The organism is Novipirellula caenicola (genome assembly GCF_039545035.1).
Taxonomy (GTDB): domain Bacteria; phylum Planctomycetota; class Planctomycetia; order Pirellulales; family Pirellulaceae; genus Novipirellula; species Novipirellula caenicola.
The window spans coordinates 1-13418 of record NZ_BAABRO010000010.1 but is presented as its reverse complement, the minus strand read 5'-3'; the positions used below and the strand labels follow the sequence as shown (position 1 = coordinate 13418).

Below are 13418 nucleotides of genomic sequence, written 5' to 3'. Positions count from 1 at the left end.
GTCTCCGTGTCTCCGTGTCTCCGTGTCTCCGTGTCTCCGTGTCTCCCTGTCACTCCTCACTCCTCACTCCTCACTCCTCACTCCCCACTCCCCACTCCCCACTCCCGGGTCTATCTGCTCTCTACGCGACACCCTAGAATGTGACGCGTTAGGGCGGGTCCGTTTTTAATCACTCCCAGACCTCGGTTATCCATAGTCGCGATTGTGAACGCTCGTGCTTCCGCTGACAGACACCGACGCTCCGCGGCGGTTCGACCGAAGCGGACCACCGCGCTCGTATCGCGATTGATGGGGATGGAAACCGAATACGCCACGCTGGCGGTCGACCCGCAAGCGTTGTCGTCCGAAGATCTTCCCGCGTCCTTGTTTGTCTATGAACAAATCTGCGAAGCGATTCGCCGCGACCAGCCGACTGCGAAAGGATTGTTCGACAGCGAGCAGATGTTTTTAGCCAGCGGTGGTGCGGTCACGTTTGAATCCAATCCAACGCTACACGACACTCCCGGCGGTTTGATCGAGATCGCAACCCCTGAAGTGCGAAGCCCCGAAGAACTGTTGACCTGTCAACGATCGATCGACCAATTGGTGGCCGATGCCACGGCCGAATCGGAAACCAGTTTTGATCTTCGCGTGCTGAAGAACAGCTCCGATTCCTATTCACACATTTACGGTTGCCAAGAGAGCTATGATGCCGAAGTCGCCAGCGGCGTCTGGTTGCTGGTCTACCGCATATTTGTCTGTCTGCTGTGGATGATGCAAGTCGTCAGCTTGGTCGTCTCGGTACCGCTGCTGTGGTGCATGCTGGCGATCGGTTGGATGGCACAGCGTCGTCGTGGGCGGGCAAACTCGGCGGATTTCCCAAACTCGGCTGCGGAATACGACGCAAGCGAGTTTGCCGGATTTACCGAACACGATTCGTTGCACGATCAACCGCCGAAGACCGCATTTGATTCGGTACCGCCAGTGGTTGCGATGTTCTTCGTCACTGCACTGCGAGTGATTCACCTGCCCATCGTACTCGTGTTGCGTTTTGTTGCTCGGCACATTGCCTTTCGCCCCCAACGTCGTTACTTGACCGCACTACTGGCCTCGCGGTTAGCGGTCTGTGGATCGGGAGGTCTGGATTACGAAGGACGTTATCGGCTTAGCAGCAAGGCGATGGCGATCGATACGATTGCCGACATGGGAAGCTTTCGTGGCGAGCGGCCGGTGTTTGTTTATGGACATTGGCTCAGTCATTATTGTGCGAAAACGTTCCTGTCGTTGGCGTCGACTCGCATCATGTTCGCTCGACGTCAACGCTTGCAAATCGGATTGTCGGATTCGAACATGGCCGATCATGCCGAGTATGTGAAATTTGCATCGGTGTCACTGGTGCTCGATATGATCGAAGCGGGAGCGGTCGCGGACTTGCCCGTTTTAAAGAACAGCGTCGCATCGATCCATCGCATCGCAAGTGATTGGAATTTGATTTCGAGCGTGCCCACGTCGCAAGGCGAATTGTCGGCGTTGGAAATACAAAAGAAGTACTTGATGGCGGCCAGACAATTTGTTGGCGAAACGTCAAAGCAATGGCATGGCGAATCCGAGACGGTGCTGAGTCGCTGGGGATCGCTAATCGACATCCTGTCGGCGTTCCGGCGAGACCACACGCAGACACGCGACGCGATCGGACGCATCGACTGGATGACGAAGAAGCACTTGATCGATGCGCTTGGTGAGAAGTCCGAGTGGACGGAGAAGAAGAAGATTGATTTGCGTTACCACGAATTATCCGCCGCGGGGTATTTCCAGCAGCTGATCCGGCGGCTGCCAGAAGCGGTCCTTGTCAAACAGCAAAACGTCGATCGACGCCGCCGTTCCCCACCCTCGGGATCCCCGGCGGCCCGACGCGGCTGGATGATTCGTGAGTTCACTGGCAGTGACGAAGTGTTCCATACCGACTGGGCCTACGCGATGATCGGTCGCGGCCGCAAGCGAAAGCGAGTCAACTTCGACACATAGCAGTGCAGCGGGCCAAAGCACGTAGCGGAAGTCGTCAAGACTTTCGTCCAACTGCGTAGCGGAAGTCGTCAAGACTTTCGACGTTTACCACCCACGACGAAACTCATACGCCGCTACCACGATTCCTCATCCCTAGTATTGCAACCCCGGCACGTCTGTCGAAGCCTAAACCCAGCGTCCCTCAGGAGGCGATTTGGTCGTTAAAACAGGAACAAACGGACTGAAAAATGCGGTGGGTGGGGGTGCACAAAAAGGAATCGCATGGGGGGAGTTGACGAATTGGGCCGCGGACGCAAAACTCTGCATACTGCTAAGCGAAAGCACGACAAGAGCGGCCGTGGCGGAACTGGCAGACGCGCTAGGTTGAGGGCCTAGTGGGAGTTAATCCCGTGGAGGTTCGAGTCCTCTCGGCCGCATTCAAAAAGCCCCGTAATACACGGGGCTTTTTCGTGCGCGGATGGTATTTGGGATCACGTCCCGACGAACTCCCCAGCTCGCCTGATTTGACAGCAGAGCACCGGTATTTGCGACTCACGCACCGGTCTTCAGGATCCGTAGCCGAATTGAGTTTGTCAAACGAGGTGACAGGTGCCGTCGCCTCTGGCGGCCGAATGACGCTTTGCCGAGGGCAACACGGCGGTAAGCGATCGCGTCCCCTGAGAGTCACTCGCTGCGAAACCAAGCGTAAGCGATGTTGGCAACAAAAAATGACAGCCGTTGTCTTTTGTCTTGACGGCTCGTCTCGCCATTGTTCGTTCGAATCGGGACGACAGAAACATTGGTGCGACAGAAAGATTTTTTCGACCGCGCTGAGGCCTAGTTATTTATTCGTCGGGTCGATATCGATGTCTACAACAAAGCCTTACCGATCTGCGGGAATGGTGGTGGCCCCAAATCATCAATCAACTAGGACGGGGCTTTGCGGAGGCTGACTCGAGGTTCATGACTTGCGAACCGTGGATAAGTTGATTGAGGTCGCCAGAGTTAGTTCGTGAGCTCGTTCGAACTCGTCCGGTGTTTGATCGTTCAGTGTTTGGTGGATACGGTTTGTGTTGTAGTCAGTTTAGACGAATCGAAACTCGCTGAGCCTCGCTTCTTCGATGGCGGGAAGCGTTTCGAACTTCGTCCGCTCATGGTTCACCTGCCACACTCTTGGCGATAGATTGCCCCGTGTGTTTGATTCAGTCTGCCATGACTCATTGCAGTAAGTCGTTCTGGTTGGTTCTCGAACGCGTGCACTAGGCGAGATGATTCGTTGGCAAAATGATTTCCAGACTGGAGATGCGTTGGCTTTTCATCATTTTGCCCGTAAATTTTTTTACCAATTTCCAATACAGGCTGCTTGTGGCTGCGCCAGGATGAGACGCGAGATTCGGAATTTGAGAAATCAAATGGGTCAATCCTCTTCGCATCAGCGGGAGCAGGTGGCTGCTTAGCGAAATGCCTCGATCGCTCCAAGCGGACGTGGCAGGTGGGCTTTATCTCGCGTTGAACCGCTGCAACCTGCGGGCAACCACCTTTCACGGAGAAGCTGATTTCGAGGAGAAGCTGCGCTGGTGTCAGGTATTGTGTTCGATGATCGCGTGGTTCATGTCGCCCCTTCGGGGCTTTGGGATTGCGTTGTGTCCAGCAACCACGGGCTCACGCCACGTGGCTACATCGTGCCGTCCCGTTGGGACTTAATTTAGCACGCTCGTGGAGATGGGTTGGCCTGAGACAAAAAACGCTGGTTGGTGCCGCTGCCGGCTTCGGAAACTTAGCGAGGTGTGTAAGCGTTGTCGTTGATACCGTTGCTCTTGGACTTCGGACTCCCGAGTCCTCCGTGCTTACACGCCTGGAAATTGCCCTATCGTTGTGTTCCACGGCGAATAACAACTCGATGCATCCGCGAGGGACCGTGTCGAGCAAAAGATTTCCTCGCTTTCGCGTTTTGAAGTTGCGTTATTTGCTGTCGCGGAGCCACATATTTCGGTAACCTCGGACTTTAGTCCGAGGATTTTCGCCAGTATCAATCGAGTCCCAACGGGACGTTTTGTGACATGGTCGTCCGCCACAGAACGTCGCTCCGCGACGGGGTCCCAATTTCAGAACCGATAACCTTGGACTCAAGTCCAAGGCTATTGCACAATGTGCCTCCGGCACAAAAACAGCAACTTCAAAACGCGTCAACGAGAGACCGAGTGAAGTTTAAGATTCCCTCGCTGACGCGTTCGGGTTGTGACAAATGCTTCGCAGCGTTGGTCGAAGCGACAAATGGGACGCCAACCAAATATCCCAGCCTACCAGCTTAGTTCCGCTGATTTGTGTCAGTACTCGCTCACGCATCTGTATCGATAGGAATATTACCGCGACAGAAAAATGAAGAAGCACCAACACGGTAAAACAATCTTTCTGTCGCACCAATTTTTCTGTCTTCCCTTGACCGAAATCACAATCGTGAGGAGCCCCACCGAAGGAGACGTCAACGGATGTCAGCTTTAGTTCCCCACCCTCGACGTGTCACCGGCGCGACCGTTTGGGTGGCCGTCTCTCCGTACTGCCAAACACAATCCCCACCGATCATCGTCAGTGCGAGATGATGGTTAAACAGGTAGCCAGGTGTCGTTCGATCTATTCGCGGTTTTGGGAAACGTTATGAATCATTTCTGAGTCGTGTTGTGCCAAGTTATCACAACCCGACACGTCAGCGCGGAATCGTAATCTTGACTCGGTCCCTCGCTGACGCTTCGGGTTGTAAAGAATTCGCAAATTCAAGAACTGCCGCATGGGATTGCGTGCTGTCGACGGTGATGCGGCGGGGGGAACAAGCCATCAGGCGTTCCGCCTTCGGATCCCGATGCCGGGCAAGTCGCTGAGGGTTAACTTGCCGTCGATCACCTTCACTCCCTCGTAGAGATCGTTGGTGATTAGCAGGTTCCCATCGAGATCGGCCCAGTCCACGAGCGGCGATAGTTGTGCGGCCGCCGATACTGCACAAGACGTTTCTGTCATGCATCCCATCATCACCCTCATGTCCAATGCTCGGGCCACGGTGATCATCTTTTGAGCCTCGCGCAAGCCCGTGCTCTTCATCAGCTTGATATTGATTCCGGAATACACGCCTTGAAAGTCGGCCACATCCCCCAGACGCTGAAACGCCTCGTCGGCAATGATGGGAAGCGGGCTTTTGGATGTCAGCCAAGCCAAATCATCGACGGCGGTCTTGGCAAGCGGTTGCTCCACAAACTCCGTCCCCTGCTCGGCCAACCAGTGCACCATCTCCAACGCTTCGTGCTTATCACTCCATCCCTGGTTCACATCGACATAGATGGGCACGTCCGTCACCGAACGCACGGCTTCGATCATCTCCCGGTCATTCCCTCCGCCTAGTTTGACTTTCAACACCTTGAACCGGGCAGCCTCCTTCGTCTTCATCTTCACCATTTCAGGAGTGTCGATCCCGATGGTGAACGAGGTCATGGGGGTGTTTGCTGGATTGATCCCCCAGAGCTTATGCAGTGGCTTACCGACCAACTTGCCTAGCAGGTCATGCAGGGCAATATCGACACAGGCTTTTGCCGCTCGGTTGCCTGCTTCCAGCGAGTCGACATAGGCGAGAATATCGTCCAACAGAAAAGGGTCCTTGAACTGCTCCAACTTCACCTTGCTGAGGAATTGCATCACCGACTGCTGCGATTCGCCCAGGTAGGGAGGCATGGATGCTTCGCCATACCCCGTCAATCCCTCGTACTGGATCTCGGCAAGCACTACGGGCGTTGTTTTCCGAGAGTTTCCAGCGACGGTAAAGGTGTGCTCTAGCTGCAACTCGTAGGGCCTAAAGCTTAGCTTCATTTTCCCGTTGCCAATCGATGCCGGCGCCGCCGCGAGCGATGCAGGATTTTCCTGCGCCGTGCACTTGGTCTGTGGCAGTACAGTCGCCAGCGAGGTCACTCCCATTCCGCTCAGAAAGGCTCGTCGTCCGCTCTTCATTCTCTGCTCCTGATGATTTCGTTGTAAAAGGCATTCTCTGCAGTGGACTGGAAACCTTCAAACGGCTCGCCCACAATCCTAACCGCTTTCACAAATATCGCGGGGTAGCTCTCGATGAAATTGGGTTGGGTGCTGTCCATGCTGTTGATACTGACTCGTTCCCGGTAACCGGCGGAGTGAATGTATTCGCCTCCGCCGATGTACATGGCCACATGGGTTACCTTCTCTTTAGCTGCTGCCGATGCTTTTCTGCCAAAGAACAGCAAATCCCCGGGCTCCAGAGCGTCCGAAACAAAGTCGGTAGTCAGTTCCCGGCCGACCATGGCCTGCATGTTTGCGTCGCGTGGCAACAGCATGCCGTTCATGAAATAGACATTGCATATCAGTCCACTGCAATCAATGTTCTTGGACGACGTGCCTCCCCATAGATAAGGAATCCCATGAAACTTTAGAGCGGTCCGAACAAGACTATCCTGCACGGTCGTTTGATGAAAAATCGCCTCCGCCGAAATCAGCTCGCGACTCTCCACCCATCCTCGACGTCCATCGGGATACAGGACCTGAGTGAATCCAGCCTGCTCCGAGACTTTGCGGACGATGTTCCCCATCACGAGGTCGCTGACCGGCAACGACTCGACATTTGGGGCACTGTAGGATCGTCCCGACTGGACCGTGTAAATAACTTTTTCGGAGTCTCTATATGCCGTCAGTTCTTGTTGATTGACACGCTGCACTTCGGCGTTATTCACCCAGCCGATGTATCCGTCGGGAACTTGGATCAGACTCTTGCCACGCTCTGACTTCAGGATCCGCACGGGGGTGCCCAACAGGGCCTGAGTCACAAGTTCCTTGGTGCTGCTGGGTTCACGACGCAAATGAATCACTGAATTATTCACCAGAGCATTGACGATTGAACCTGTCTCCTTTTCAGGAAGTAACACCAATTGGTTGACCACCTCGGGATACTGCCGCTGAAGCGATTGCGAGACCGCGTCAAACGTTTCTTGACTCAACAGGTTTCCCTGCACCCGTAGGCCCCTTTGTGAGGCATGAACCTGGACATCCCAAAGTTCAATTCGACTATCAGGTGCATGCGTCGCGCGTAGCGAGTCCAACAATTCATTCAGCTCTGAAAGGGTTGGCGTCGCTGGGGATGCAAACGCACAAGCGAACAATAGCGGCAACAGCACGATCATCAACATTCTTCCGCGAGCTTGGGGTGGGAAAACAATTTACCTCGGCACGCAATTCCGTGGGCTAGCGAGGTTGGATATGGGAAGGTGTGAAGTTTTACATCCAGTGGCGAGGACGAAGAGCTGACAAGGTGGGCGGTGGGCCAGCTCCATCGATGCCCGAAGGATCACGAGTCGGTCGTTCAGGCGAAGTTCATTTTATACCGCTGGCGATCGTCGTGCGCGCCCGACGAAACAAACACCGATGAATACCGTCGCCGACTCTGTTGGCGGTTCTCGTCGCCATTGCAGGGGCGATTAGGTGAATTGGAGCCACCTGGAAATTTTTCCTCAGTGGACACCTTTTTTTAGAGACTGTGACAGCCTCGGCGGGAAGTCGTCCTTCACAAGTGGATACGTCGGTGGCGGTCAAACAGAGCGGCTATCGGCGTTGCTTCTCCCCCCACTTCTCTGCATCAGGTGCATACATGGAAAACTTCTTTGGACGATGGGCCGAGCCTCGTCACGCCGCCAACCGCAAAGCCTCTACAGCAAAGAAGAAGGGGCATAAACGCAAAAACACTCGGCGATGTCTGAAGACAGAGTCCTTGGAGGCTCGACAGCTGTTGGCCGCCAATCTCTTCAACAACGACGTCATGGTTGAAGATTTGCACCAAGAGGAGGTGGCACCGGCGGTCGAATCACTGGCTAATGCCAACCATATGCACCGGCGATCCGACAGCGGCGGATTGCACAAACACGATCGCCATGAGATTCCAGAGTCCTATGATGACGTTGACGTTCCGTCAGACGAGAGGGATGACGCGCCCAGTGATCTTCCAACCGATACTTCACTAGAGGGGCTGCCGACCGAATATCGGTCCATCGACGGGTCGGGCAACAATCTCGAAAACCCCGAACTCGGCACGGCGGGTACTCAACTCACTCGCATCGCGGACAGCGACTATGCTGACGGAATCTCGGAGCCTGCCGGTGAAGATCGCCCCAGCGCACGAGAGATCAGCAATGTGCTGGCGACCGATGAAAGCCTGATCAACGATCGCGACTTGTCCGCATTCGTCTATGCGTGGGGCCAATTCATCGACCACGACATCTCACGTACGCCTACGGGTGAAGAGTCGTTTGACATCGAAGTCCCTACGGGCGACGAATACTTTGATCCCTTCGCAACGGGAACCCAGACGATTTCGCTGACCCGGTCGGCTTACGATCCCGAAACCGGAACCGATTCCGCTCGCGAACAGATCAACGCCATCACCACTTGGATCGACGGTTCGGTGATTTATGGATCCGACGATGCAACCGCGATGGCGTTGAGCACGCTTTCAGGCGGCCATTTGAAGACGAGCGAAGGCGATTTGTTGCCGTACAACAACGACGAAACGTTTCCCGACGGAACGCTTCCGATGGACAATGATGCAGGAATTGTTCCTGACGACGAATTGTTTGCCGCAGGAGACGTACGCGCAAACGAGAACATCGAACTGACCGCGCTGCAAACGTTGTTCGTGCGAGAGCACAATCGACTCGCCGACGAAATTGCAGCTACCGATCCAACGCTGACCGACGAAGAAATCTATCAGCAAGCGCGTGCGATTGTGGTCGCTGAACTGCAAGCAATCACCTACAACGAATGGCTTCCGGCGGTCTTAGGCGAAGACGCGCTCAGCGAATACGATGGCTACGATTCATCGGTTGATCCCACCATTGCCAACGAGTTCTCGACCGCCGCGTTCCGATTCGGACATAGCTTGCTTGGCGATGATGTCGAGTTTTTGGACAACGAGGGAAACGCAATCGCAGAAGAGATCCCGCTGAGCCAGGCGTTTTCAAACCCCGAAGCGGTCTCGGAAAATGGAATCGATTCCATCATCAAGTATTTGACGGCCGACCCATCTTCGGAATTGGATATTCAGGTCGTCGACAGCGTCCGCAATTTCTTGTTTGGTCCTCCCGGATCGGGCGGGTTCGACTTGGTGAGTTTGAACATCCAGCGGGGCAGGGACCATGGATTGTCGGACTACAACTCGACGCGGGTCGCTTACGGATTGGATCCCGTCGAAAGCTTTGCCGACATCACGTCGGACCCGGATCTACAAGCCAAACTGGAGCAACTTTACGGCACGGTCGATGATATCGACCTGTGGGTGGGCGGATTGGCCGAAGACCATGTCGACGGCGCCAGTGTCGGCGAAACGTTCCAAACCATCATCACGGACCAATTCGAGCGACTTCGCGACGCCGATCGGTTTTGGTACGAGAACACGTTCTCTGGATCCGCGTTGGCTGAAATCGAAAGTACGACGCTGTCCGACATCATCGAGCGCAATACGGAACTCACCGATCTGCAAGAGGATGTGTTCCTCTTTAGCGCTTCGATTTCAGGCACAGTCACCACAGAGGAAACCGTCCAGCAAAACAATCGCGATGGCCGAACCAAGTCCAAGGGGAACGACAAGTCCAAGGAGGGTGGTACAACCGAAGGGGTCTCGGGACAGGTGATCCAGTTGGGCAGTGAAGGGGAAATCGTTGCTGAAACGACAACCGATTCCGAGGGCAACTACCGCTTCGATGTTCAAGATGGTCTACGGACGGGCGAATACGAAATCTATCTGGTTTCGCAAACCGACGACATTGTCTCGACGATCGCGGTGGAGGAGGTTGCGATAACAACCGGGGACGTCCATTTGGAGAATATTGATTTCTCGCTCAGCGATGATGACGGCGACACGGGGTCAGACCATCGTGACAAATCTCAACGCTCCGGCTCGGGCTCCGACTCGGGCCAACGGTCCGACAGTGGACAACGTCGCGGTTCCGCTTCGGACAACGAGCAATCAGGCCGAGGGGACCAATCGCTTCAGCAACCGCTGCGTCCTGATCTTGTCGATCCGTTCTTCAGTGGCCGAGACATCTCGTTTCGCAACCCACAACGGTAACAGCCGCTGAAACGTTGCCCCGGCTCCACGTCGAACGTTCCTTGCGATTGTGTGTACGGTCAAGGGAAGACAGAAAGATTGGTGCGACAGAAAGATTGTTTACCGGTTTTGGTGCTTCGTCATTTTTCTGTCGCGTAAATATTTCTGTCGACAGAGATGCGTGAGCGAGTGCGGGCATCAGGCGACGTGCGTTCTTGAGTGGTCCCCACAGGATCATCTTGCGGTCCAACCTCCGTCGACCGTCAATAGGCTACCGGTGACGTAGCTGGACGCGGGACTGGCGAGAAACAACGCGGCACCCTGAATCTCGCTTAACTCTCCCCAGCGCTGCAGTGCCGTCGCGCCGACGATAAATTGTTTGGCCTCTTCGGTCTCGGCGATCGGTACATTCATCGGCGTCAGAAACGGCCCGGGACAGATTGCGTTCACGGTGATCTTGTCCTTCGCAAACTCCAAACCGAGCGCCCGCGTCATTTGGACCACCGCCCCTTTGCTGGTTGCGTAGGGCGTTCGGTTGGCCAAACCTACCACCCCCAGCGTGCTGGCCATATTGATGATCCGGCCATACTGCACCTGCTTCATCACCGCCGAAACATGTTTACAGCACAACCACATGGCATCGACGTTGATGCTTTGGACTTCGCGAAACTCTTCCAGCGTTAACTCCTCGATCGAACCTCGGATATTGATTGCCGCGTTGTTGACGAGGATGTCAATGCGACCAAATTCGTCGACGCAGCGCTGTGTCAACGCTTTAACTTGGTCTTCATCCGAAACATCCGCGGCCAATCCAATCGCTTTGATGGGATACTCCGCTGCGATCGCTGCCGCTGCATCTTGGGCTTCCTTATCGTTGCGACTGACGAGCAGCAGGTTCGCTCCGGCGGACGCCAGCCCCGCCGCCATCGCCTCCCCGAGTCCCTTAGATCCGCCGGTGACGATGGCGACTTGGTTGTCGAGTTTGAATTGCGAAATACCGGGCCAACGAGTCATTGATCATCCACGTGAATCGAGTGATTTGAAAACACCGCCCCTTCCCGAATCATCTCGAGTAAGGTTGGGTCCATTGTAAGATAAGTTTAACCTTGCATCACATCGTTACCGCGATCGTCAAGCTCGACGACTTGTGCCGCCATGGTGCTGTGGTTTTGGGTTATATTGGCTGCACCGAACAACGGCTTTGCGAGTTGTGGCTACGCTCGCCAGAGCGTGGATGATGGCCGCGCAAGTGCATGTCACCACCATCTAGCGAAGCTAACTACCAGAGAAGTCGGAACGACGCGCCCCAATGGGTTAAAACGGCTATCCCGCCCGATGACACCTGCCTAGCATTCCCTCCTTTCGAGTCCAAACATGTTCAATCGTCGTCAGTTTCTCGGCACCGTGCCTGTTTCTGCGGTCGCCATTTCCTCGGTTCACCTAGATGCCCAGGCTGATGGCGCGGAGTTGCCAACGGGCCACACCAGTGCCAGCGAACTAATCGCCAGCCCTCCGGTCGTGCAAAATCCTCGCAGCAATGGGTTTGGCGTTAGCGTTGCTGTGAACCAGTTGGCGACGGCATGGGTTGAGTATGGCTTCAGCAAAGATGACTTGCCGTTCACGGCGGTGGCGAGCCAGTATGGATTGATTCACGCCGATGATCGTGTCCTGCATGTTCGCGTCCATCACCCGGAAGCCCTGCCAACCGATCGGCCGATCTTTTACCGCGTGAAAGTTCAACCGCTTCGCTATGCCAACGCGTACGTGCTCGAGCGTGGCGAACCTCAATCCACCGCGACCTATCCATTGCAATTGACGAGTGCATCGGCTCCGCGGGTTCGCATCGTCAGTATCAATGACACGCACGAAAACTTGGAAACAATCCATGCGCTTCACCGTGAGATTGATAAACTCGATCCCGATTTGCTGATTTGGAATGGCGACAGCTGCAACGATTTCGACGCCTCCGATTCTCCTGAACAGATCTTGCTGAATCCCGCCCAAGATCCACAGCGATCTTGGGCGAGCACTCGTCCGATACTGTTTAGCAATGGAAACCATGACGTGCGAGGTCAACGAGCTCGTGAAGTCATCGACAGTTTTGCTGCGGCTCCCGAGTCATCGGAACTACCCTACAATCAAGCTCTACGGTTCGGGCCTCTGGCGTTGATCACACTTGACACCGGAGAAGACAAACCGGATCACCATCCCGTATTCGCAGGCACCGCAGCCTACGAACCCTACCGAGAAAAACAAGCGACTTGGTTGGCTCAAACGCTCAAGCGACCTGAGATCGCCGATGCCCGCTACAAGGTCGTCGCCTGCCATATCCCGCTGCGAGGAACCGACGGACAAAATGACGGCACGACGCTCGATGGTTACGCAAGCTACAGCGGTTTTGGGGCCAAGCTATGGCTGCCCATGCTGAAACAAGCCAATTGTCAAGCGATTGTATCGGGGCACATGCATCGCGACCGGCTTGACGCGGCGAGCAAGGAGATGCCGATCCTGCAGTTCGTCGGTGGTGGTCCCAAACCGGATCAAGCCACATTGACGATCATCGATGCGAGTGACGACGGCAACCAGAAATCGCTAATGATCCGTATCGTGGACCTCGACGGCAAAGTGTTGCATGAACATCAATGGTCGTAACGGCATTTTCCGTTAGATAGTTTCGCCAGAAGGTGGTGATTCGCATTAGCCGTGGAACGAAAATCTTGACGGGTTGTTGGTCTACTGAGCCGTAACGCGTAAGCGGCCGGGTCCCACACAGGCCCCGGTGCCTGACGGCCCACGGCTCAAATAGTCAACGATCCGTTGCGGCTTTCGTTGAGTATGGTTAGAAGACGTTGCGCGGATGGAAGGGAGAGGGGGGACGAAACTTTTGACGAGTTCCGCTACAGGCGGTTCGGCGTAGCGGAAGTCGTCAAGACTTTCGTCGGTCTCCTGAGCCGTGACGCGTCAGCGGCCGGGTCTCCGCGATACCCGGTGCCATACGGTCCACGGCTCAAATAATCAACGATCTGTTGAGGCTTTCGTTGAGTAGGGTTAGAAGACGTTGCGCGGATGGAAGGGGGAGGGGGGACGAAACTTTTGACAAGTTCCGCTACAGGCGGTTCGGCGTAGCGGAAGTCGTCAAGACTTTCGTCGGTCTATTGAGCCGCGACGCGTAAGCGGCCGGGTCCCATGCACGACCCGGTGCCTTACGGCCAATACCGCTAAATCGACATTTCCACCTGGTCGGCGAAGATGCCATTGGGCGGAGGCGGATTGCGGTCGCAGTCGCGTTTGGTGGGCCAAGCTTGACTGCGTTTCTTCACCTTGCGGGGGTTAA

6 protein-coding genes and 1 tRNA gene are annotated in these 13418 nt (G+C 55.2%); 4 read left to right on the top strand and 3 right to left on the bottom strand.

What is annotated here, in order from left to right; all coding sequences use genetic code 11:
* The first annotated feature begins 294 nt into the window (after positions 1 to 294).
* Both ABEA92_RS18355 and ABEA92_RS18350 read left to right on the top strand, forming a co-directional pair.
* Positions 295 to 2004, top strand: coding sequence for a proteasome accessory factor PafA2 family protein (locus tag ABEA92_RS18355; RefSeq protein ID WP_345685307.1), 1710 nt, complete (start codon positions 295 to 297; stop codon positions 2002 to 2004).
* A gap of 331 nt (positions 2005 to 2335) precedes the next feature.
* Positions 2336 to 2420 (top strand) — tRNA-Leu (locus ABEA92_RS18350).
* Positions 2421 to 4815: 2395 nt separating this feature from the next.
* Here ABEA92_RS18350 and ABEA92_RS18345 read toward each other — a convergent pair.
* Entirely contained in the window at positions 4816 to 5973 is a 1158-nt protein-coding gene (locus ABEA92_RS18345; protein WP_345685306.1) for a dipeptide epimerase, read from the bottom strand.
* Positions 5970 to 7169 carry a C40 family peptidase gene (locus ABEA92_RS18340; RefSeq protein ID WP_345685305.1) on the bottom strand — a complete coding sequence of 400 codons (1200 nt, stop codon included), beginning with the start codon at positions 7167 to 7169 and terminating at the stop codon, positions 5970 to 5972. The genes ABEA92_RS18345 and ABEA92_RS18340 overlap by 4 nt, the downstream gene beginning before the upstream one ends.
* A 464-nt stretch (positions 7170 to 7633) precedes the next feature.
* Between ABEA92_RS18340 and ABEA92_RS18335 the strand changes: the two genes are divergently transcribed.
* The gene (locus ABEA92_RS18335) at positions 7634 to 10105 is read left to right on the top strand and encodes a peroxidase family protein (RefSeq protein WP_345685304.1); all 2472 of its coding nucleotides are present in this window, start codon (positions 7634 to 7636) and stop codon (positions 10103 to 10105) included.
* Between the two features lie 213 nt (positions 10106 to 10318).
* Here the strand turns inward: ABEA92_RS18335 and ABEA92_RS18330 are convergent, their stop codons facing one another.
* On the bottom strand, positions 10319 to 11098 hold the full coding sequence (locus ABEA92_RS18330) for an SDR family NAD(P)-dependent oxidoreductase (RefSeq protein WP_345685303.1): 780 nt from the start codon (positions 11096 to 11098) through the stop codon (positions 10319 to 10321).
* A gap of 360 nt (positions 11099 to 11458) precedes the next feature.
* Between ABEA92_RS18330 and ABEA92_RS18325 the strand changes: the two genes are divergently transcribed.
* On the top strand, positions 11459 to 12736 hold the full coding sequence (locus tag ABEA92_RS18325) for a metallophosphoesterase family protein (protein WP_345685302.1): 1278 nt from the start codon (positions 11459 to 11461) through the stop codon (positions 12734 to 12736).
* Positions 12737 to 13418 lie beyond the last annotated feature (682 nt).